This window comes from Paenibacillus sp. J22TS3 (genome assembly GCF_018403205.1).
Classification (GTDB): Bacteria; Bacillota; Bacilli; order Paenibacillales; family Paenibacillaceae; genus Fontibacillus; species Fontibacillus tuaregi.
Window position 1 is genome coordinate 713,603 of the sequence record NZ_BOSF01000003.1, and the last position, 23,510, is coordinate 737,112.

General features: G+C 51.8%; 20 protein-coding genes. 1 reads left to right on the plus strand and 19 read right to left on the minus strand.

Annotation, left to right across the window (positions count from 1 at the left end; genetic code table 11):
• Positions 1-146: 146 nt before the first annotated feature.
• From KJS63_RS13070 to KJS63_RS13090, 5 genes are all read right to left on the minus strand, one after another.
• Entirely contained in the window at positions 147-1,856 is a 1,710-nt protein-coding gene (locus tag KJS63_RS13070) for a glycerol-3-phosphate dehydrogenase/oxidase (RefSeq protein WP_213619522.1), read from the minus strand.
• Between the two features lie 170 nt (positions 1,857-2,026).
• The gene (gene glpK, locus KJS63_RS13075) at positions 2,027-3,517 is read right to left on the minus strand and encodes a glycerol kinase GlpK (RefSeq protein ID WP_068621576.1); all 1,491 of its coding nucleotides are present in this window, start codon (positions 3,515-3,517) and stop codon (positions 2,027-2,029) included.
• Positions 3,518-3,558: 41 nt separating this feature from the next.
• Positions 3,559-4,404, minus strand: coding sequence for an MIP/aquaporin family protein (locus KJS63_RS13080; protein WP_374706287.1), 846 nt, complete (start codon positions 4,402-4,404; stop codon positions 3,559-3,561).
• A 250-nt stretch (positions 4,405-4,654) separates the two neighbouring features.
• Positions 4,655-5,212: a glycerol-3-phosphate responsive antiterminator gene (locus tag KJS63_RS13085; protein ID WP_213619523.1), complete on the minus strand. Its 558-nt coding sequence runs from the start codon at positions 5,210-5,212 to the stop codon at positions 4,655-4,657.
• 578 nt (positions 5,213-5,790) lie between these two features.
• The gene (locus tag KJS63_RS13090) at positions 5,791-7,047 is read right to left on the minus strand and encodes a S1C family serine protease (protein WP_213619524.1); all 1,257 of its coding nucleotides are present in this window, start codon (positions 7,045-7,047) and stop codon (positions 5,791-5,793) included.
• Positions 7,048-7,674: 627 nt separating this feature from the next.
• Between KJS63_RS13090 and KJS63_RS13095 the strand changes: the two genes are divergently transcribed.
• Positions 7,675-7,881: a hypothetical protein gene (locus KJS63_RS13095; protein WP_068621582.1), complete on the plus strand. Its 207-nt coding sequence runs from the start codon at positions 7,675-7,677 to the stop codon at positions 7,879-7,881.
• Here KJS63_RS13095 and KJS63_RS13100 read toward each other — a convergent pair.
• The 14 genes from KJS63_RS13100 to KJS63_RS13165 all read right to left on the minus strand — a co-directional run bounded on the left by KJS63_RS13100 (position 7,850) and on the right by KJS63_RS13165 (position 23,481).
• Positions 7,850-8,656 carry an MBL fold metallo-hydrolase gene (locus tag KJS63_RS13100; protein WP_213619525.1) on the minus strand — a complete coding sequence of 269 codons (807 nt, stop codon included), beginning with the start codon at positions 8,654-8,656 and terminating at the stop codon, positions 7,850-7,852. The genes KJS63_RS13095 and KJS63_RS13100 overlap by 32 nt on opposite strands.
• A gap of 5 nt (positions 8,657-8,661) precedes the next feature.
• The gene (gene yycI / locus KJS63_RS13105; RefSeq protein ID WP_213619526.1) at positions 8,662-9,402 is read right to left on the minus strand and encodes a two-component system regulatory protein YycI; all 741 of its coding nucleotides are present in this window, start codon (positions 9,400-9,402) and stop codon (positions 8,662-8,664) included.
• A 28-nt stretch (positions 9,403-9,430) separates the two neighbouring features.
• The gene (locus KJS63_RS13110; protein ID WP_213619527.1) at positions 9,431-10,756 is read right to left on the minus strand and encodes a YycH family regulatory protein; all 1,326 of its coding nucleotides are present in this window, start codon (positions 10,754-10,756) and stop codon (positions 9,431-9,433) included.
• Entirely contained in the window at positions 10,753-12,591 is a 1,839-nt protein-coding gene (gene walK / locus KJS63_RS13115) for a cell wall metabolism sensor histidine kinase WalK (RefSeq protein WP_374706283.1), read from the minus strand. The genes KJS63_RS13110 and walK overlap by 4 nt, the downstream gene beginning before the upstream one ends.
• Before the next feature lie 2 nt (positions 12,592-12,593).
• Complete coding sequence (yycF, locus tag KJS63_RS13120; RefSeq protein WP_213619528.1) at positions 12,594-13,313, minus strand: response regulator YycF; 720 nt, start codon at positions 13,311-13,313, stop codon at positions 12,594-12,596.
• A gap of 290 nt (positions 13,314-13,603) precedes the next feature.
• Positions 13,604-15,049, minus strand: coding sequence for a M23 family metallopeptidase (locus tag KJS63_RS13125; RefSeq protein WP_213619529.1), 1,446 nt, complete (start codon positions 15,047-15,049; stop codon positions 13,604-13,606).
• A 227-nt stretch (positions 15,050-15,276) separates the two neighbouring features.
• Positions 15,277-16,056, minus strand: coding sequence for a hypothetical protein (locus KJS63_RS13130; RefSeq protein WP_213619530.1), 780 nt, complete (start codon positions 16,054-16,056; stop codon positions 15,277-15,279).
• A 286-nt stretch (positions 16,057-16,342) separates the two neighbouring features.
• Entirely contained in the window at positions 16,343-17,629 is a 1,287-nt protein-coding gene (locus KJS63_RS13135; RefSeq protein WP_213619531.1) for an adenylosuccinate synthase, read from the minus strand.
• Positions 17,630-17,902: 273 nt separating this feature from the next.
• On the minus strand, positions 17,903-19,264 hold the full coding sequence (gene dnaB / locus KJS63_RS13140) for a replicative DNA helicase (protein WP_068621594.1): 1,362 nt from the start codon (positions 19,262-19,264) through the stop codon (positions 17,903-17,905).
• Between the two features lies 1 nt (position 19,265).
• Positions 19,266-19,709, minus strand: a complete 444-nt coding sequence (gene rplI, locus KJS63_RS13145; protein WP_213619532.1) for a 50S ribosomal protein L9 — start codon at positions 19,707-19,709, stop codon at positions 19,266-19,268.
• A complete protein-coding gene (locus KJS63_RS13150; RefSeq protein ID WP_213619533.1) occupies positions 19,706-21,688 on the minus strand; it encodes a DHH family phosphoesterase in 1,983 nt (660 codons plus the stop codon). The genes rplI and KJS63_RS13150 overlap by 4 nt, the downstream gene beginning before the upstream one ends.
• An 11-nt stretch (positions 21,689-21,699) precedes the next feature.
• Complete coding sequence (locus KJS63_RS13155) at positions 21,700-22,635, minus strand: DUF2232 domain-containing protein (RefSeq protein ID WP_213619534.1); 936 nt, start codon at positions 22,633-22,635, stop codon at positions 21,700-21,702.
• A gap of 6 nt (positions 22,636-22,641) precedes the next feature.
• The gene (locus tag KJS63_RS13160) at positions 22,642-22,944 is read right to left on the minus strand and encodes a MazG-like family protein (protein ID WP_068621599.1); all 303 of its coding nucleotides are present in this window, start codon (positions 22,942-22,944) and stop codon (positions 22,642-22,644) included.
• Positions 22,945-23,052: 108 nt separating this feature from the next.
• On the minus strand, positions 23,053-23,481 hold the full coding sequence (locus KJS63_RS13165) for a CBS domain-containing protein (protein ID WP_213619535.1): 429 nt from the start codon (positions 23,479-23,481) through the stop codon (positions 23,053-23,055).
• Between the last annotated feature and the right edge of the window lie 29 nt (positions 23,482-23,510).

Here is a 23,510-nt window from a genome sequence, read left to right on the forward strand (position 1 = left end):
AAGCTAAAGCGCATCCTTTCTATGCTGCAATCTCCATTTGGTCTGTCAGGGGATTCTCCCCTATATCAGTTCTACCATACTCCCAGCCAAAAGAAAACCGCATATGTCCCACGTCCAGGGACACGAAAGGCATTTGATCCTATCCATTAACTGATCTTCTGAGGCTCTCTCGCCTTACTTGAACGCAGATTTTCCGCGTCTTCAGGAACAACCGCATCATGCAAATACATTTCAAGCTCGCTGGCGTAAGACATTTTCTGTTCCGGGCTCCATCCAAGGGACTCTGCCATATAGTTCACGACATGCTGCTTCCAAGTGCGTACCCACTGGATATTGAAAAATAGGGCTCCCGTGCGCCGGATGAAGAAATCCGCCGGCTTAACCGTCATCTCTTCTTCCATCGCATACCGGAGAGGAACCAGCACCTCAAGAGGCAGAGGTCCTGCCGCAGCCTCAGCCGCGCATTCGGCAGCAATCTCATACAGACGGTCCACATTGGAGCCGTAAGATGAAGTCCATTTGGCCGCAAGCTCTCTTGTCAGCCCCTGATTCATTCCCTGCTCCACCTTCTCTGCCACAAAAGTCTTGAATTTATCAGAGCCGCCAACATGTCCACCGGATATCGGCATATGCTTGGTGGAACAAGCAGGGAACGCGGAATGGCCTTCAGCCTGCAGCTGGGAGGCAACCTTATCCACGACTGTCTCGGCCATCTTGCGGTATCCGGTTAGCTTGCCGCCGGCAATCGTAATCAGTCCGGAATCGGACTGCCAGATTTCATCCTTGCGGGAGATTTCCGAAGGGTCCTTGCCTTCTTCATGAATTAGCGGACGCACACCCGCCCAGCTGGATTCGATATCCTTCTCGGTAATTTGCACCTCCGGGAACATGTAGTTGATGGCATCCATCACATATTTCCGGTCCGCTACCGTCATCCGGGGATGGCTGGTATCCGCTTTATAGACGGTGTCGGTCGTCCCCACATATGTCTTGCCGTCCCGGGGAATGGCGAATACCATCCGGCCATCCGGCGTATCGAAGTAGATCGCCTGGCGAAGCGGGAACCGCTTCTGGTCAATTACCAGATGAATCCCCTTGGTCAGCTGCAGCGTCTTACCGATCTTGGAATGATCCATTTCGCGAAGCGTATCAACCCAAGGACCGGCGGCATTTACAATCTTCCGGGCGCGGACCTCATACGTTCTGCCGCTTAGCAGATCGGTGATAACCACCCCGGCAACGATATCCTTATCATAAATAAACTCCGTTACTTTAGCATAGTTCACGGCCAAGGCCCCCTTGGACACGGCCTCCTTCAGCACCTCGATCGTCAGTCTGGCGTCATCGGTACGATATTCAACGTAGTACCCGCCGCCCTTGAGGTCCTTCTTCTTGATCAGCGGCTCCTTGCTGAGCGTCTCCGACACCGACAGCATCTTGCGCCGCTCGCTGCGCTTCACCCCAGCGAGGAAGTCATAGACACGAAGGCCCATGGAGGTCGTGAACTTGCCAAACGTTCCTCCCTTATGAAACGGAAGCAGCATCCATTCCGGTGTGGTCACATGCGGGCCATTCTCATATACGATCGCACGCTCCTTGCCGACTTCAGCTACCACGCCGACTTCCAGCTGTTTCAAATATCTAAGTCCCCCGTGCACGAGCTTGGTGGAGCGGCTAGAGGTACCAGCAGCATAATCCTGCATCTCGACCAGGCCGACATTCATACCGCGGGATGCCGCGTCCAGAGCGATACCCGAGCCTGTAATACCTCCCCCAATAACCAGCACATCAAGAGTCCCATTCACCATGTCCTGCAACGTCATCTCTCTTCTCTTGCTTGAAAATGCGGTTGTCATATCCTGCTCCTCCTCCAATTAACACAAAAGAGACCACAAATACACTCCAGCCGCCTTGCATAGGCTGTCATGTAATGTGGTCTCTCCTGATCTCCTGACAAATTATTAACTTGTAATTATAATACCATGATAATCATTACAATCCAACCGGGGAATTGGCCCATTTTTTATTATTTAAAGGCCATAGCGGCATGAACTGCCTTTTTCCAACCCTCATAAAGCTTATTCTTGCGCTCTTCTTCCATTTCCGGCTCAAATACGCGCTCTACACTCCACTTGTTGCAGATTTCCTCTTGATCCTTCCAATATCCGACGGCAAGCCCTGCCAGATAGGCGGCCCCAAGCGCGGTCGTCTCATGAATGACCGGACGCTCTACGGGCAGGCCTATAATATCACTCTGGAAATTCATCAGGAAGTTGTTCATTACTGCTCCGCCGTCCACCCGCAGAGTCTTCACCGGAATTCCGGAGTCCTGCTCCATCACATCCAGAATATCCTTCGTCTGATAAGCCAGCGACTCCAGCGTAGCACGGATAAAGTGCTCTTTGGTCGTGCCCCGCGTCAATCCGAACATAGCCCCCCGGACCTCACTGTCCCAATACGGGCTGCCAAGACCTACAAAGGCCGGCACCAGATATACGCCATCCGTCGACTCCACCCGGGCCGCATACTGCTCACTGTCCTTGGCCTCACGGAACATCCGCAGACCGTCACGCAGCCATTGGATCGCCGAGCCACCGACAAAAATACTGCCCTCCAGCGCATACTCCACCCTACCGTCGATTCCCCAGGCAATTGTGGTGATAAGCCCATGCTTGGAGGTAACCGGCTCCGTACCGGTATTCATCAGCATGAAACATCCGGTGCCGTACGTGGACTTCACCATGCCCTGCTCATAACATGCCTGACCGAACAACGCCGCCTGCTGGTCTCCGGCTGCTCCCGCAATTGGAATCTGCTCCCCGAAGAAATGATAATCCACCGTATGGCCATATATCTCAGAGGAAGGACGAACCTCTGGCAGCATAGCCTTAGGTATATTCAGAATCTCCAGAAGCTCTTCATCCCACTTAAGCTCATGTATGTTGTACATCAGTGTCCGCGAAGCATTGGAATAATCGGTCACGTGTACGGCTCCCCCCGACAGCTTCCATATCAGCCACGTATCAATCGTGCCGAACAGCAGCTCGCCGCGCTCCGCCTTCTCCCGGGCTCCATCCACATGGTCCAGAATCCACTTCACCTTCGTACCGGAGAAATACGCATCGATCAGAAGGCCGGTCTTCTGCCGGAACAAATCGTCGAGCCCCTCTGCCTTCAGCTGCTCGCAAATATCCGCCGTCTGGCGGGACTGCCAGACGATCGCGTGATAGATCGGAACTCCGGTCTCTTTATCCCATACAACTGCGGTCTCACGCTGATTCGTGATCCCGATGCCTTCAATCTGGCTAGGCTTTACGCCTGACTCCGCAAGACATGAGGCAATAACCGCAAGGATGGAGCTCCAGATCTCATTGGCATTCTGCTCCACCCAGCCCGGCTGAGGGAAATACTGGGGGAACTCTCTTTGTGCTGTATATACGATCTCGCCTTGTTTATTGAACAGTATCGCGCGGGAGCTTGTCGTACCCTGATCAAGGGACATAATATATTTTTCCATGAATGATACCTCCAGTACTTAATTTAGGAATCTTATAAGGATCAAGCAGCGGCCTTGCCTCGACGGGCTGGTGGGGCAGGTTTGCGGCTCGCCACAAAAGCAATTAACAATATCATAATATTCGCGGCCAATACATACCAGAATGCCTGAGTCCATACACCCTGGAACACCGCTTTGTAGAACACTCCGGCAAAACCTCCGCCAAGCAGGGGCCCGACCACCGGAATCCAGGCGTACCCCCAATTCGATGATCCCTTGCCGGGAATCGGCAGCAGCATATGTGCAATCCGGGGTCCAAGATCCCGTGCTGGATTAATCGCATATCCTGTAGTCCCTCCAAGGGATAACCCGATCGAAACAACCAGGAAACCGACAAGCAGCGGATTCAATCCGTCTGTGAATTTGTTGGCACCCATCGCGAGCAGGGCCATAACGAAGATGAACGTTCCTATGGTTTCACTGAGCACATTGGAAAAGGCATGAGGAATGGCGCCTCCTGTGGCGAACACGCCCAGCTTAGTGCCGGGATCCTCCGTCTCTCTCCAGTGCGGCAGATAGTGCAAGTACACGATCACCGCGCCCAGAATAGCGCCGATCAGCTGCGCAAGCATGTAACTAGGTACCTCTGACCATGGGAAATCGCCCTTAAGTGCCAGTGCCAGCGTCACCGCCGGATTCAGGTGAGCCCCGCTAAACTGTCCGACCGCATAGACGGCCACAGCCACCGCAAGTCCCCAACCCATCGTGATGACTATCCAGCCTGAGTTTGCGGCAAAGGATTTCTTCAGGGATACCCCGGCACATACGCCAGCTCCTAACACAATAAGGATCATGGTGCCTAACAATTCAGCAACAAATGGCGTCACAATCTTCTCCTCCTCTTTCATCGGGCGCAAACAAAAAGAGACCTGCATCAAAAATCCCTCCTCACGGAAGAAAATTGATGTGGGTCTCCATATCTCCGCCACAATTATGAACTTGTCGGGCCCGAACTAAGTCATGAGGTAAGTCACTTAGTAAGAGTGTTAGTTCGTACCTTGTAGTTCAACAATAGATCATAATGTAAGCGGTGTCAACAACTAAATTTCATTGACAATAAAAATAAGCCAAAAAATGGGCCCTTGCCAGGCCCCCTCTTTACCGGCTGTACTGTTTGATAAGCTGTTCATTGGAAGTGGTTACCGCAGAGGCTCCCGCTTTAATGGCTTTCTCTACGTCCTCAGCGCTGCGGATTAGCCCCCCGGCCAGAATCGGAATATTCGTGCGCTCATGCACCTCAGTAATAATTTCAGGCATAATTCCCGGCAGTACCTCGATGTAATCTGGCTGTGTTTTCTCCAGCAGCACATAACTCTTCTCCAAAGCCAGGGTATCCAGCAGGAACAGCCGCTGAATTGCAACTACGCCCTTCTGCTTCGCCTTAAGAATTACACCGGCCCGGGTAGAGATCAGCCCGTAGGGCTTGATATCCTGACACAAATATTCCACCGCATAATCATCGGTTTTCAGCCCCTGAACCAAATCCGCATGCAGCAGCATTTTTTTACCGTGATCCCGGGCCATTTGGTAAATGTTCTTCAGCTGGGCCACATGCGTGTCCAGAAAGACCGCATATTCGTAAGAACTTTTCAGAATCCGCTCGAAATGCTTCATATGCCGGGCGGCCGGCAAAATTTTTTGTCCATGAAAGGCCATATTGTCCCTCTTTCGATCCTTTAATATATATAAAATGAACTTATGAAAGTTACCCTATTCGGGCGCTGCGATGCTTCTTCAGAATCACTCGGGATCGAAGCTGAGATCGGTTAATTCTAAAGTTCATTTTATATAGTCTCTGTTATATTGCCATTTAAGTCTGCCTATTTATTTATCATACTGAAATACATGCCTGCAATACTAATCTACGAAGTCCTACACCAAAAAATAACCAAACCGCCTCCCAAGTGTCCAATCCTTGATCCCCCCCCCGATAAATAATGCTATATAAAATGTACTTATGAAGGTTACCCTTATGGGGCGCTGCGATGCCGAGTGTTCTTTAAGGCCGCTGTTGTCTCCGAAATGCTTGAACTAGACATCCAAGTAGGGGCATTTCGGAGACAAAGGCGGACGCTCTGCTTCTTCAGAATCACTCGGGATCGAAGCTGAGATCGGTTAATTTTTAAAGTTTTTTTATTTAGCAGCCCGGATGTCCCCTACAAAAATTCCCCCCGCAAAAAAGACACCTTCTTAGAATTCCACATTCCAAGAGGTGCCTTCGGCTAGATTTTGTTTTATTTCTGCGAATCGGCGTCGCTGTCTTCGGTCGGCTTATCGGTCAAGGTGACACTCACCGTCTCTTCCTTCCCGCCCCGGTACAGCGTCACTTCCATCTCTTCGCCAACCTTCTTCACATCATACAAATATTTGCGGAGCGCGAGCGTCGAATCTACAGGCTTGCCATCGAGCTTCGTAATCACATCATTGAGCTTGATACCAGCCTTCTCCGCTGGTCCATGGGCTTCCAGCACAAGCACGCCATCCTTGATATCCGGCGGCAGCTTAAGATCCTTGCGCTGATCCTCGCTCAAAGGGGCATACGGATTGTTCAGATCTAGGGAGTATACTCCAAGGTACGGCCGGACTATCTTGCCGTGCTCAATCAGATTGTTCACGGTGCTCATCACATCCGAGACCGGAATGGCAAAGCCAATCCCTTCCACGCCGGTATCCGAGATCTTCATCGTGTTGATGCCGATCACTTGACCGTTCAGGTTAACCAGGGCTCCGCCGCTGTTGCCTTCATTGATGGCGGCATCGGTCTGGATCACTTCCTGCTCCCAATCATAGACACCATCCTGGTTCAGGGACACCGGAATAATCCGGTTCGGATAGCTGACAATGCCGGAGGTCAAGGTATCGCCAAGTCCCAGCGGGTTGCCGATGGCAATTACCGTCTCGCCCAGCCGGAGAGCCTTGGAATTGCCCATTTCGGCTACCGTCTTGATCCCTTCCGCATTAATCTCAAGCACCGCAAGATCACTTACCGTGTCCTTGCCTACCACCGTTGCTGTACGGGAATCCCCATCCACGGTGACGATCTCCAGATCCTGCGTATTGGCAATAACGTGGGCATTAGTAATAATGTACGCCTTGTTATCTGTCTTTTTGAAGATTACACCTGAGCCGAGGGCCGCATCATCAGGTGCCACCTTGGAGGATTCATCACGGTGATTCAGAATACTTACCACCGCCGGACGTACCTTGGCCGCTGCCTGCACAATCCGCTCATACGGATCATTATCCGTCTTATGCAGGAAGCTGCCGCTAAGCGCTCCCGCCTGGGTTCTGGAGGGGGGACTTGCAATCCAGGTGTACAATGCCACGGCCACAACCGCACTCAGTACTGAACAGATCAGTGAAATTTGAAAGGTGCCGAGGCTTTTGCGCCGCTTCGTGCCCGAGGACCATCTGCTGCTGTCCGTATTGCTCCTGCGGGTAAGCCGTTTAGATACTTTTGTGGAATAAAAGTCGTCGTCAAACAATCCCATGGTTGATTCTCTCCCTCCGTTACTTGCGCTCCGCCTTACCTGTACTCATCTCTATATATGAACTGCATGGTTGTCAGACTCTATCTAAAGCCACCTGTTCGCCCGTGGCTTACTGCTCTTGGTTATGGAGGGGACTGCCTGAGAATAGTTCAGGTAATCTGATGCCCGGCTGTATGAGAGAGCAAGCTTTAAGCTGAGATTCGCCTCTTCATGTTATGCGCCGGATGTGTTCCCGTATGCCCGGCAAAACGCCGGATTTTCCATTTTCCTGTCAGACCCGTCTCTTCAATCGAACCATACTGGCTTCACTCTGCAATTGTTGACGTAACCAGAACTCAAATAGTTACCCGAATGTAAGATAAAAAACAAACTTTTTCTTTCTGAAAAAGGAATGTTTCTACGAGTCTTGGACTACACTAGTACAAGCTTAGTAGATATGTCCATTCTATCAAATTTTATCCCGTCGCAGGTGAATTAAATTACGGTTTTTAATGGAAGAATGTAAAGCGGGTATTAGGTAGTACTGCACTGGGGCAACCGTATAGTACTTTTACCCTTTTTTCGGGCTGTTTACCCGCAGAGCCAGGACGTTTTTTGCAAAAAAAATACGCTCAAGGAGCTGAACCTATGGACCGGTTATCATCCCCAATGAACGAAGTGAATGTGATGGCCAAGCTGGCGGATCTGAAGGATGAGCACTATCATACCGTGCTTGCGCTCAGCGTAGTCATAGAACTGCTGATTGAGAAGGGCATCCTTACCCGGGAGGATATCGCGGGGAAGGCCGCCGAACTCGATCAATTTATGGTTCCCCCACCATATCCCATGGCGTAGGCCGATCATAATAAGTTTCACACAGCTTAAACTCACTGTCCTTGTAGAAGCAGCCCCGGTCTTCCATCGCACCGCGGACCGCAAGCTTGGCCAGGTCAAGCATGTTATGCTCCCGGCTCAGGTGAGCCAAATACGTGCGCTTCAGCCGGCCGTTGAGCAGCTCGCTCAGCACCTCGCCTGAAGCCTCATTGGACAAGTGCCCCATGTCGCCAAGAATTCTGCGTTTCGTATTCCATGGGTAGCGGCCCATACGAAGCATTTCGATATCATGATTGGCCTCAAGCACAAGCACATCCGAATCAGCAATAGTCGTCTTCACTTTGTCGCTGGCATAACCGAGGTCAGTCACGACACTCAGCTTATGCTTGCCATCATGGAAGACGTAACCCACCGGATCGGCAGCATCGTGGGAAATGGAGAACGACTCCACCCGCAGCGACCCGAAGTCGCGGGCTTCCCCGGTTCCGAAGACGATACGCTGGTCGTCAGCAAGCGCCCCGACACTTTTGCCAATAGCCTCCCAAGTCTTCTCATTAGCATATACCGGAAGGTTGTACTTACGAGCCACCGGCCCAAGGCCTTTGATATGATCGGAATGCTCATGGGTGATGAGTATTCCGTGAAGTTGATCTCCTGTCATTTCACGCATGCCGAGCAGCTCGTCGATACGCCGTGCGCTGAAGCCGGCATCGATCATGAGCGTGACTTGACCGTCCGTCACCACTGTGGCGTTCCCGGTCGAGCCGCTGGACAGCACTGTAAATTGTATTCCCATGCTGATTACTCCTTTATTTTCTCTGCATCCGGACTGATCACATCTCCGCTGCCTAGTACGTAATACTTCTCCCCATTGCCCAGAGTGAATCTCCAGGCTGGCGCAGCCACCTGGGCCTCCGAATTGAACACCTGTCCGTAATAACCAAGCTCGATATCGGTCACAATCGTCCTTTTCGGCAGAAATTTATCAATCAGAAACCCAAGCGCCTTGGAAGCGGGCAGCACCGGCTGCGCCTTCTCCTCATCCATCTGAACCACCTCAATCGATTCCATCCGGTACGATGTAACCTTCTGATTGCTATAGTTCAGCTCCAGATTAATATTAAACAGCGGCCATTCCTCCAGAGCTAGGGGATGAAGGATGAACACACTGTCCATGCTGCTCTCCTGATCATAACGGTAGCTGCCGATCTGAGGGATTTGAGACTCCAGAGCACTTACGAGCCCCTTCGCATTAAAAATCAACCGACTGTCGACCGGCTCTGCCAGCTTGATCGGCTCGCTTCCAGCAGGCTTAATCAGCCTATAATTAATCTTGGGCAGGGCCGGGGTCTCTGCCGGAATCTGAGCCCGCACCTGAATCTGTTTCTCATCCATACTTCGCTGTGTGCTCTCGGTCAAGGAGGTGAGGTCCAAATTGGCACTCGCCTGATCGCGTTTATCCATCCACAGCTGATAACCGAGCACCAGATTAAGCAGCAGAAAAGCATAGATCAACACATTCTTCGCTCTTCCCCAATGCATCCCTCATCCCCCTTTCCCGGGTTGATTCTCAGAAACCCTGCTGCAAAATTTGCTTCTCACCGCTGCTGAATACCAGCACCCAGACCGGCTGAAGCTGAAGCTCCTCGCCTGTAAGGAACGGCTGATACGCAGGGTACAGCCAGCTTACGGTTCTGTCCTTCGCTGCCTTATTCACCAGCGCGGCAAGCTCTTTGCCGCCAGGCAGTTGTCTCTTAACAGTCTTGCTCATATCCATACTCCGGGTATAAATCAGTGACCGCTCATAGCTTGTCACCATCCCCTGATGCATGTCCAGCCTCAACACGCCATAATGGAACGTATCCAGATCCAGGATCGGCAGGGACTTATAATACTGCTGGAACGTCACCAGATCCTGACGCCGCTTGCTGTCTCCGCTAAACTCAGCTTCGCTGGTTACTTCCATCCGGTAAGAGGAACCGGCCGCATTATCCCATCCGCCGTGCTGGTTGACGAACTCCACCGCCGATAGGGCATTCTTTCCGATATTATTATCTGTACCGCCCGATGCCGCCGGGTCGGTATAGTTAATCCAGTTCTGATTCTGCTTGAATTGCAGACTTCGCTTGATATCTGTATAAATTTCGGAGCCATCCTTCTCCCGGATATTCCGGGTAATGCTCGGGTCCGCGAACAGGCTCTTCTGCATTTGATCCGTCGTAAAGACTCCTGTCTTCAGAGTCACCTCAAAGGCACCAATTTTCGTATCTGGCACATAATAACCGCTGTCCATCAGAGTGTAGGAAGGTGTCCATTCCTTGCCGAAGCCGACATGCTGCCGCACATCCTGCACCGTCAAATCGGCATTCTTGGCTTCATACACCGCCCCGCCCCGTGAGCTGAAGAAGAACGCCCGAACCTTGTCCTCGCTCTTCACATTGTAGATCAGAATCCGGTTGATCGTCTCCTCTTGAAGCATCAGATCATTGGAGATCTGCATAACCTTCTGCAGCATCGCTACTGGAACTCCTGCGCCAAACCGCAGCTCAATGCCCTCATTCTGCTTCCGGATGGTATTCCAGTTCATTCCGCTGGTGTCATATCGCTGGAACCCGGCGAATAACCGGCCCTGCAGGCGGGAATTAATCAGCTTGTAGAAGGTTGATCCTGGATAGAAGATCGTATGCTTGCCATTGCCCATATGCATAATCATTTCCGCCGGGTAGACCAGCTCCTCTGCCTTCATCTCCGCACCCATATTGTCCGTCTTCACATAGTCGCTCTCCGACTTTACCACCGGATTGTTGCCGGGAAGCCGGTAAATCAGGAAATAACTCTGAATCAAGCTGCAGAGGATCAGCAGCAGAAGCACCGTGGACTTCACTGTCTCCTTCACAGCTCTCCGCCCCCTCTCATCTCCATCGGTAAGGTGAAGGTGACTGTCGTGCCCTTGCCAAGTTCGGATTCCAGGGATATCGTTCCCCCATGCGCTTTGACAATTTCCCGGGCAATGGATAATCCAAGCCCAGTGCCGCCCATATTGCGCGAGCGGGCCTTGTCCACGCGGTAAAAGCGTTCAAAAATACGGTCCAAATCCTTCTTGGGAATCCCGATACCGGTATCCTGAACCGAGATCGCCAGCATTCCATCTTCAGTACTGCGAGCCTTGATTGCAATCGACCCGCCGGCGGTATATTTCATTGCATTGGAAATCAGGTTGTCCAACACCTGGTCAATCTGATCCCGGTCAAGCGCCACCTTATGGATGCCTTGCTCCACTTCAACATGGATGTCGATCTCCTTCTCCTGCATCTGAAAAGAAAACCGGTCAGCCACCTCGTCCAGCATCTCGGCAATCCCGGTCATCTGCATCCGCAGCGGCGATTCCTTGGAATCGAGCCGGGACAGATGCAGCAGATCCGTGACCAGACGGATCATCCGTTCGGTCTCGTTCTGGATCACGCCGACGAAGCGGGGTCCAAGAGCCGGGTCCTGCAGCGCACCGTCTTCCAGCGCTTCGGTGTAGCTCTTGATGGTCGTCAGCGGAGTGCGCAGCTCATGGGAGACATTCGCCACGAACTCACGGCGGGATGCCTCCAGCTTCTCCTGCTCTGTGACATCCTGAAGCACGGCGATTGTACCGATGATCCCGAATTCACGCCGGTGGATCGGCGTAAAGGTCACCCGGATCAACGATGTCCCGCCCTCCGGCGTGTCGATCTCCAGGAGCTCGGTCGGCATGCCGCCCTGCACGAATGTGGTATTCCCGTCCTTCGGCAGGCTGAGCAGGCTCTGGATGCTCGTTCCAAGCTTGTCCTCGCCTTCCGTGAACAGCATCGCGCTGGCCCGCCGATTCATGAGGATCACAGTCCCCAGCTCATCGGTGGCGATCACCCCATCGCTCATATTGGTGAGAATCGATGCCAGCTTCTCCTTCTCCTCTTCATTCTGAGCGAGCGCATCCCGCAGCCGGCTGGTCATATAGTTAAAGGCGTTACTGAGCTGGCCGATTTCGTCGTTCCCCAGCACAGGCACCTTCTGGTACAGCTGACCTTCGGCCACGGCTGTAGCCCGCCGGGTAAGCTCTTTGATCGGCGAGGTAATGGTATGGGCTAGAATTACGCCCAGGATCGCCGTCAGACCGAGAGCCAGCAGAATCCCCGAGATGAAGATGCTGTTGATCCGGTCCATGGTCGCATACAGCTCACTCATCGAAGCGGCAATATAGATGGCGCCAACGATCTTACCGTCACTTACTACGGGCTTGGCTACCACCTTTTTGCGGATATTGTCATCATCGATAATATATTCCTCGTTATCTTCAATCCCCTGAAGCGCCATACTGACTACTGTCTGTGTATTCTTGCGGCCCACATAATCAGCATGGGACCACTTGGATGTCTTAAGCACCTTGCCGCTGGAATCAAGCACCTGAATCTCCGCACCCGGCTGATTGAATAAGTTCTCCACCAGCACACCGAGGTTATCGAGCTTCTCCCCCCGGGTCTCCGCTGTCCCTGCGGTGCCCAGATTCTGCGCGGCCAGCACCGACAGCAGCTCAGCCCGGGCCTTCAGCTCCTGGGTGAAATTGCTGGTCAGGGAATTTTTCATCGCACTGACGAAATAAACCCCGATCAACTGCATCGCGATCAGGATTAGCAAGACATATATAATAATCAGCTTAGCTTGAATTGTACGGAAGAAAGCAGGCAGCTTCAGCTTCAGTCTCATGACTAGAAACCACCCGTTTTCGAGCTTCTCATCAAATAACCAAGTCCCCGCCGCGTTAAAATATATTCCGGCTTGCTCGGGTCATCCTCAATCTTCTCTCTAAGCCGCCGGATCGTCACATCCACCGTTCGGACGTCCCCGAAATACTCAAAGCCCCATACGGCCTGCAGCAAATGCTCGCGCGTCATCACCTTTCCGGCATTCCGCGCCATATAGTAGACAAGCTCATATTCCCGGTGGGTCAAATCCAGCGGTTCACCATTCTTATATACGGTATACATGTCTGTATCTATGAATAAATCAAACAAATGAAGTCCCTGATTGCCGGCCCCATTCCCTGCCGCCTCTTCCGGCTTGCTCTGGCGCCGCCGCATTTGAGCCTTGACCCGGGCCAGCAGCTCTCTTGTGCTGAAAGGCTTGGTCACATAATCATCGGCACCCAGCTCAAGACCGAGCACTTTATCAATCTCCCCGTCCTTCGCTGTGAGCATAATAATAGGGGTCTCAAGCTTCGCCCGCACTTCCCGGCACACATCCATGCCATCCTTGCCAGGCAGCATCAGGTCGAGCAGAATCAGGTCCGGGCGTTCAGACAAAGCAAGCTCTGCGGCGCTGATTCCATCGAAGGCGAGAATAACTTCATACCCCTCTTTTTCTAAATTAAATTTTAGAATATCCGCAATCGGCTGTTCATCATCTACGACTAGAATTTTCCCCTGCATTCTCTCTTTCACCCCATATTTTCAGGCTGTCGCCCACACTTCCTCTATTTTAGCACACCTGAGGCCCCGTATCCTAAACTGTCATAAAAATAACCATTAAAATCCAGATTCCCTCTCAGGCTATCTCATAACCTCCACTCTCCACTCACAAAAAAGCACCCGGAACCCCTTACTTGTCCCGGATGCTGCAGTATATATTCACGAATTCCAAATTAGCTTGGAAGAGCGGCTAAGCCCTATTTTATCTCACCAGGATGCCCTCATCCGTGCAAGCAGCTGTTCAACCTGCTTTAGCTCAAGTACTTGATCGGATTCTGAAGCTCTCCGTTCCGGTGAATCTCAAAGTGAAGGTGAATTCCGAAGGAATGGCCCGTATCGCCCATCACTCCAATATGCTCACCCTTCTCCACCTTGTCCCCCCGCTTCACATCAATACGGCTAAGGTGCCCGTATAAGGTCTCATATCCGTTGCCATGTCTGATGATGATACAGTTGCCATAGCCAGTCTTCACGCCCGCAAAGCTTACAGTCCCGCCGTCCGCGGCCATGATGCTGGAGTTGGATGAGATCATATCAATCCCTTTGTGCAGCTTGTTCCAGCGTTCCCCGAAGCGGCTTGTAATCGAATGAGCGGAGACCGGCCATGCGAACCGGCCGCTGCCTGCCGTGCTGACCACCTTCGTCCCTTGCAGGATCACCTTGGGCTGGGACGCGCTGATCACCTTTTGACTCAAGAACAGCTTCTGTACAACTTGTCCATTCTCCTTAATGACGCGGAAGGACATCAGCTTCTTCCCTTCAACGCCGGGAGCTACCACCTTGGTTACGCCTTTACGGAGCTGATTGGTTTTACGAATCTGAACATCCGGCTTGCTCGCCGCTTCCTTCGAGATGCTCTCCACGGTCTTCACTGTTAAGATCGGCTCCGAAACAGACAGGTTCAGATCGGCTCCGATCTGTATCGCGGTCTCCTTGACACCGGGGTTCATGCTTCTCAGTTCCTTTTGGCTGATTCCCGCAGCCTTGGCAATCGAGCTGATTGTATCGCCGGGCTGAACTTTATAGGTTACTGTCTCTTTCTCTCCGCGAACGAGCTTGTTTACGGCCTCTTCCGGGGTCATCACCTTTGCAGGGTCAGTCTCAACAGTCCTTTTCGCAACTTTCTCCACAAATACAGCAGACTCTATATGTGCGGCTGCCTGTCCGGCTGCCGGTTTCTTGGCTTCACCCGGTGTGTAAGAGGTCCGCTGCACTTTACTTGCAAAAACAGGCACTGCTGCTTCCGGTATGTACTTACTCTTCACCTGGTTTAGTACCTTGTCGGCCGTCGCCTGATCTTTGACAATACCAACCGTCTTCCCGTCTACCTTCAGCTCCACGCCCACAGCGGTGGGCTTAAGCAATGTGCCAAGCTTCGCGATAGCCGTATCCTGTTCTATATCCGCCTTATAGGCCTGCTCATACACTGTAGTAATCCCTTGGGTATCCAGCTTAATTTCCGCCGCCGGATATTTCCGCTCGTACTCGGCTTGGGTGCTGTCGTACAGTTTCTGTAATGACTCCTTGCTTCGCACGGTGCCAACCTCCCGGCCATCCTTATATACCCGGTAATAGGGAACCGTATTCGCCTCCACATATTGATGGCCCGCCCACAGCAGGGTGCCAGCAACCAGCAAACCTCCAGCCGCAGCAGCCATACCGATTCGTAACCTCTGTATCTTGTTGGAACCCTTCATGATGCTCTCCTTTTTATTTCCTGATTTCAAAAAGAGGTGGATAACTCCCCAAATAGTGTCAAAAAATTAACCTTTTAAACACTAACTAACCTTAACATAATTCGAACGGCTATTTCAACTTTGTCAAAAATATGAAAAACCCGCTAAAATCGCGGGTTTTCCTATTATGGCTTATATCCGGCACGTTCATCCGTTAGTAACAATATTGTTAATTTTTTCTGCTATGATTATTTCCCTAACATCTTCATGATTTTAGCATATTCCGTCTTGTCCAGATATTTGGACAGCACCTGCTGAATATCAATCATTTCGGTCTCTGTCAGACCGTCTTCCAGCGAAGCCGTAATCGACTGCATTTCCTTTTGTGGAAGCTTGTTCATCAGAATTTGAAAGATTTCCGCTTTGTCCTTGTCTGCCAGTTCCTTCTTCTTCGCCGCCAGATCATCCGGTGTAATCACCATCTCATCTTTTGACGCCGAGGAAGAAGACGAAGATTCCCCACCCATTACCGGTACAGCATTCTCTGGAATCCCCTGGCTGGTACCTTTCGTGCCACCGTTGTCTTCCGCACCATCACCAGACTTAGGCCCTTTCTCCGGCACTCCTGCCCCGGTGGACTCTTGTCCCAGGGCGGCAGCATTATCGCCCGTTGATCTTTGCTCTAGGCTCCCTGTCTCCTCCTTATGTTCAGACTCGCTTAGGCCCTGATCTTCTCCATGTGTCCCTGTCTGTGTTCCTGCTGGCATACCTGTCTGTGCCTTCGTTTGTTCTTGCTCCTTGGACTCGGCCTTCTCCTTCTTAGCTGTGCTCCCACTACCCCCACCAAGTCCCACTGCACTCTGAAGCATGCCCCCAAAGCTTGAAGGCTGCCCCTCCCACTTAATATTTAAGCTTGTTAACAAAGACTGAACATACGCATTAACAACATATCCCGTTGTCAGAATAGTCATAGCGCAGACCAATAGGGTTCCCAGTGCAATCACAGCAGCCCTTGAGGCCCATTTCATCCGTTACTCCTCCTTTTCCCAGCCGCACATTGGCTTACTTAGGCTTAAGTATTGCCCTTTTAAGCACATTTTCTACCTAGAATTTGGGGAAAAGTCCAAGAGGAGGACTCTTTGATCCCGCGGCTACAACGGGTTTGGGTTTGGGTAACTATCATTGAAATCACTGAGGGATACCAAAAACCGTAGATATTTCCGGGTCAGCAAACATCAGCATTCCGTGCTTGTGAAAATAAAAAAGCTGTTCCCCGCGGTCCATACCGGACCCGGGAACAGCTCTCTACTTTGCTTATTCGTAAATTGGAAGCACCTGATTCGTCTGATTCCGGTTGCGTCCAACGGAGAAAATAGCAATTGGAATACCCGTCAACTCAGATACACGCTTCACGTAATTCCGTGTTGTCTCAGGAAGATCCTCCAGCGTCTTAGCGCCGGTAATATCTTCGCTCCAGCCTGGAAGCTCTTCATATACGGCTTCGCACTCCGCTAGCATCTTAAGGCTTGCCGGATAGTGTGTGATTACCTCACCGCGGTACTTGTACCCGGTACAGATCTTCACGGTCTCTAGACCTGTAAGCACGTCCAGAGAGTTCAGTGACAACCCTGTCAGACCGCTCACACGGCGGGCATGGCGCACAACGACACTATCGAACCAGCCCACACGCCGCGGGCGGCCTGTAACGGTTCCGTACTCATGTCCAGTCTCCCGGATCTGATCGCCGATTTCATCATGCAGCTCTGTAGGAAATGGGCCATCACCGACACGCGTCGTGTAAGACTTCGCCACTCCGATCACCTGTTTGATCTTCGATGGTCCAACGCCTGAGCCAATGCATACTCCGCCAGCGGACGGGTTGGAAGAAGTAACGAACGGATAGGTCCCTTGGTCAATATCCAGCATAACGCCCTGCGCACCCTCGAACAGAACCTTCTTATCCTCATCAATTGCATCGTTCAGAACAACAGAAGTATCCGTGACATACGGACGGATGAATTCTGCATACTCCAGATACTGCTTGAGAATCTCCTCCACATTCAGCGGCTCGGCACCATATACCTGCTGAATAACATGGTTCTTCTCCTTGACCAGATGGCGAAGCTTCAATTCGAACTCCTCCGCATCAAGCAGGTCTGCGATCCGGATTCCGTTTCTGGCCGCCTTGTCCATATAAGCCGGACCAATCCCCTTACGGGTCGTTCCGATCTTGTTCGGCCCCTTGCGGTCCTCTTCCAGCGCATCCAGCAGCATATGATAAGGCAGTATCACATGTGCGCGGTCGCTGATTCTCAAGTTCTTTGTACTGAAGCCATTGTCATGAATATATGTGATCTCCTGAATCAACGCTTCCGGATTGATAACCATTCCATTGCCGATGACACAGATTTTATCTTCATAAAAAACTCCGGATGGAATCAAGCTAAGTTTGTACTTCTTCCCATCAATCAGTATAGTGTGACCGGCGTTGTTACCGCCTTGATAACGGGCCACCACATCGGCGCTTTCCGCCAGATAATCCGTGATTTTGCCTTTGCCTTCGTCTCCCCATTGTGTCCCCACAACGACTACTGTTGACATGTACATTCCCCCGCCGGTGCACCCGCACCTTTATTTTCACTCAAAATAAACACCCACAAACCTTCAAAGCAAACGGTACTGCCATTCGCTTAGCTTATGGAACGTCTTGGACATTATACGCATTGCAACCATTTACTGCCCTAAAGCAGCAATATCAGTGTACCAGTCCGCTTTTTTAAAGTCAAATCAAAAACGAACAATTCCACACCTCTGTGCAGAATTGTTCGGGAATATACAAATTTATAAGGTTAAAAGTTCGATTGCTTTCTCTATTTATCCTGCAAAAGGATCGGCATGCGCCCGCTCATAATTCGCAAACTTATTGTAGTTCTTCAAAAAGACCAGCTCGACTGTACCTACTGGGCCATTACGCTGTTTGGCAATGATAATCTCGATAATATTCTTCTTCTCGGTCTCCTGGTTGTAATAGTCATCGCGGTACAAGAACGCGACAATATCGGCATCCTGCTCGATAGAACCGGATTCCCGAAGGTCGGACATCATCGGACGCTTGTCCTGACGCTGCTCCACACCCCGGCTGAGCTGGGAGAGCGCAATAACCGGCACTTCAAGCTCACGGGCAATCTGCTTCAGGGTACGGGAGATCTCCGAGACCTCCTGCTGACGGTTCTCGCCCGCTTTACCCCGGCCGTGAATCAGCTGCAGGTAGTCGATTACAATCATGCCGAGGCCTCTCTCCTTCTTGAGGCGGCGGCACTTGGCACGAATATCCGCCACGGTAACCCCTGGCGTATCATCAATATAAATCTCCGCTTCAGACAGGGCGGCAATGCCCATCGTCAGCTTGGACCAATCATCGTCGCTCTTGAAGTCCCCTGTCCGCATAACCCCCGCGTCCAGGTTCGCTTCCGCACAGATCATCCGCTGCACCAGCTGGGCGGCGGACATCTCCAGACTGAAGATCGCTACCGTCTCCTTGCTGCGTACAGCCGCATTCTGGGCTATATTCAAGGCAAACGCCGTCTTACCTACGGAAGGACGGGCAGCCACAATTATGAGGTCGTTACGCTGAAATCCGGAGGTCATCTTGTCCAGGTCCACGAACCCGGACGAGACTCCGGTAGTCGTGCCGCGGTTCTGATGCAGCTCCTCCACCCGCTCGAACACTTCCATAAGCACATCGCGGATGGCAATAAAGCCGCTGCCCGAGCGCCCGTTGGATATCTCCAGAATCCGGCGCTCCGCATCGCTCAGCATGCCGCCCACATCGTCACCGCTTGTATAGCCATCGCTGACGATCTGGGTGGCTGTGCGGATCAACCTGCGCAGCATCGACTTCTCTTCTATAATCCGGGCATAATAATCCACGTTGGCCGCTGTCGGCACGGCATGGGCTAATCTGGCCAAATGGCTGACCCCGCCGACCTCCTCCAGCTCGCCTTTATCCTGAAGCCTTGAGGTCAGGGTAATCAGATCAATCGGCTCGCCAGCCTCCCCAAGCTCAATCATGGCTTCATAGATCATTTGATGAGACTTATCGTAGAAGTCCTCGGTACGCACCCGTTCCATCGCGGTAATTAACGCTTCAGACTGCAGCAGAATGGCACCGAGAACCGCCTGCTCTGCTTCCAGGTTCTGAGGAGGAATTCGGTCGATAAATAACTCTGCGCCCATCTTACTCCTCCGTCACTTGGACCTTGAGCGTTGTTTTTACTTCTGGATGAAGCTTAACAGTTACCTGGGTAACCCCCAACGTACGGATCGGATCATTGAGCTCAATTTTGCGCTTGTCAATCTTGATACCAAGCCCCTGAAGACCTTCCGCAATCTGCTTGCTGGTGATGGCCCCGAACAGACGGCCGCCTTCCCCTGATTTTGCTTTCAGACCTACAGTCAGCTCCTCCAGCTTCTTGCCAAGCTGGATCGCCTCTTCCTTCTCCTGCTGCTTGCGTCTAAGCTCTGCAGCAGATTGATTCTCCAACGTCTTCATGTTACCTTGGGTCGCCTGCTTAACCAGACCCTTAGGCAGCAGGAAATTCTGTGCGTATCCCTCAGAAACCTCTTTAACCTGCCCCTTTTTACCTTGTCCTTTAACGTCCTGCAAGAAAATTACTTTCATTCGAATAACCCCTCTTTCTTCTCAATTTCATCAAGCACTTCAAGCAGCCGTTTCTCCGCTTCCGCCTGCGAGCAGTCCAGCTGGGCTGCCGCATTGGTCAGATGTCCCCCGCCGCCCAGCCGCTCCATAACCACCTGCACGTTCATCGTGCCCAGCGATCTCGCACTGATGCCGATCTTCCCGTCCGGCCGCTCACTGATCACGAACGAGGCCAGAACATTGGTCATGTTAAGCAGGGTATCGGCCACTTGGGCAATCAGCAGCTGCGGAATCTTACGGTTCGGCTCCGTCACCGCCAAAGCGATATGCCCATGAAGCATGCGGGCATGTTTAATAATCTCGGCCTTCTCGATATATTCTTGAAGGTCTTCTTTCAGAATCCGCTGCACCATAACGGTATCCGCCCCGCTCCGGCGGAGGAAGCCCGCCGCTTCAAACGTCCGCGATCCCGTATGCAGCGCAAAATGCTTCGTATCCACAGTGATCCCGGCCAATAGGGCCGTGGCCTCCAGTGGACTCAGCTCCACCTTCTCGTGAATGTACTGAAGCAGCTCGGTGACCAGCTCACATGCCGAAGAGGCATACGGCTCCAGGTATACCAGAACCGCATCATTAATAAACTCCTCACCGCGCCGGTGATGGTCAACAATCACAACCCGGCGTGCGGCTTCCACCAGCCGCGGCTCCATCGTCATAGATGCCTTATGTGTATCCACAATCACAAGCAGCGTATTCTCCGTTACCATGGCCATCGCCTGCTCAGGAGAAATGAATCTTTTCCTAAGCGGTTCGTCCTTCTCAATCCGCTCCATAATTCGCTCGACCGCTGGATTCACGCCTTCTAAGACAATGTGAGCTTCCACACGGTACATATCCGCTGCTTTCAGCACTCCGATAGAGGCGCCAATTACATCGAGATCAGGCACCCTGTGGCCCATAATCATCACTCGGTCGCTTTCCTGCATCAAATCACGCAGGGCATGGGCAATCACCCGTGCACGCACGCGGGTCCGCTTCTCAACAGCTGTCGTCTTGCCTCCGTAGAAGCTCAGCCGCTGTCCGGACTTCACAGCTGCCTGGTCTCCACCACGGCCCAGAGCCATATCCAGACTCGACTGTGCCAGCTCGCCAAGCTCACTGATGCTCTCCGTACCAAAGGCGAGTCCTATGCTGAGGGTAATCGGCACCTTAAGCTCGGCTGTCATCTCGCGCACCTCATCCAGGATGACGAACCGGCTCTGTTCAAGCTCCTTCAGCGACAGATGGTTGAACATCATCAGGTATCTCTCGGAGGACAACCGCCGCAGATACACTCTGTACTGCTTCGCCCACGCCGTTAAAGCGGCAGCCACTCGCGCAATAAGGGCCGCCCTCTGCTGATCATCCATCCCTTGGGAGGCCTCATCCAGATTGTCGAGCATAATAATACCCAGAGCGAGCCGCTCGTCTTCATACTTCTCCCTCAGAACGGCAAGCTCGGTCATATCATGAACATAGATCAGGCGTTCGTCAGCCTGAATCGTCAGCTCGTAATAGCGGCCATTGACTACAACCTCCACCGTCGAACGGTTGTGCTCCCCTTCCCGCTTGTCACGGCTTAACTGAGGGAGGGGCGGCAGAAGCTCCTGCAGGCTAACCCCGACCACACTCCCGCGGCCGAACATGCCCTTCACGAAGCGGTTATGCCACTCTACCGTCTTATCCTCGGCGTACAACAGGACGCCGAATGGCAACCTGCTGATGGCCTCCCCTTCCACCCTTTTGATGCGAAAGGTAAGCTCCGTAATATATTGAATCATGTCCTTCCGGAATCTTCGCTCCGCTTGAAGCATGATGTAGGCTAACGCACATACCAGGCACAGACCTACCAGACCCAGAATCCAATTGTAATAGGATACGAAAATGACAAGCAGCAGCATGAGCATGAACGCCCACACGGTCTGATAGCCGTACCAGCGCTTTTGCAATAAATTTGGCATGCCTTCTCACCCTATCGTCTTGATCTAGTAATCATGTCCCGCAGCGGAAAAGCAATGTCAAACACACCAATGAGCCATAGAGGGCGAACGAACACAATCGCGATGGTCAGCAGGATAGGTATGGCCAAGTTCCATTTTCTCTGATAGGCCAGAAAGAAGAAGAAACCTGCTGTCTGGATAATGAAACCGAATTGAAGCAGCGGCATCAGGTTAAGCAGCACTGTTCCAAGGAATCCCTGACGAGCCGCCTCGCCCGCAAACATCTGCACGATCAGACCAATAATATAATACCAGACCAGGGAACGAGGCAGTCTCCAGTCCCGCAGCGGCTTCATCTTCGGTGTAATCTGCCCCATGCTGCTGAGCGTCGGCCGCGTCACCGCATGGGTCACGATCGCAATAGCAAGCGAGGTGACCGTCATGGTGAAAGGAATCATCCGCACCGTGAGACTGGACAGCTGACGTGTCATTTCTTCCGTCCAAGCCAGGCCTGGCGCAAGACCACTGCCGGCCATGTCCCTGAACGGTGAGGCAGTCGAGTTGATCACATCCTCAATCGTTTGTACAAGATTGAAGTCGAAGAACAGTGTGCTGATCAGCAGCAGCAGAATGAACTCCAGCAGGATCGTTCCCGCCCCGAATAATACAGTCCGCAGCGCGGACGCTCTTTTTTTATACAGATGTCCCATAACCACAGAAGGAACCAGGAAATAGAGCGGGATCAAGATAAATAGAGAGTTAGACAATACTGAATTAAATACTAAAAATAAGAGAACTAATACAGGCACAATGTGCACAATAAATGATGTTTTGGATAAAGTTGAGTAGAGCACTACGCCTGGCACCAGAAGGAACAAAGCCGTGATCACAGTCAGCGGCGTTATCAGAGATAGCAGGAGTAGGAAATAGACCACGCTCCAGGCAACGGATGTCCAGTGAAATTTCAAATAGGTTCACCTCTTACGCATATGTTCTTCCAATGCAGAAATGTCTTGATACCAATCCTCAAGCTGATGGCCTTCCTGCTTGTGCTTCTTCAGCTTCTCCATAATATTCTCATCCAAGTCACGATATGAGATGCCCAGTCTTCTGCCTAATATATACCCGCTCACAATCAGACTGGCGAGACTGTCGGTAATCCGGGTCGTGCTGCCCTCCCACAGAGCTTTGAACAGACGGGATACATGATCGACAACTTCCGTTTTCAGCCACTCAATGACCTTCGCCCGTTTGGCTACATCCATTTCTTTATGCATAGTAGACCAATCACTCTCTCTCCTAGAAAAAGCTTTATTCTCCATTATAGCATAAAACCCGGTGGCCAGCCCAAGGCCGGTATGTGACTGACAGGATGCTCCCGTGCCCTATTGTCTGGGCGCTGCTTCACCACGGGATACAAATTTCTCACAGTATTCGATGATTTGGCTGCGGCGGACGATGCCGATGAACCGGTTCATGTCATCCACAACTGGAACAAAGTTCTGAACCTTGGCCAAATTAATCAGGTCCTCCATATCTTCGTCAATCGAGACTGGCTTGATATCCAGTCTAAGCGGAATATCCTTCAGCAAGTATTTCGAAGCGTTCTCAAAAGTCACCTTACCTTGAGAATTCTTCATGTACCACAACAGATCCCCTTCCGTAATTGTGCCAACATAAACCCCGTGTTTATCAATAATCGGGACAGCCGTATAACGATGGTACTCCATGCGTTCCAGCGTTTGTCTTAGTGTGGAATCCAGAGTAACCGTTGCGACCTCACTTTTCGGCAGCAGGAAAAACGCGATATTCATTGAACAATAAGCCTCCTCTATCCTTTCTT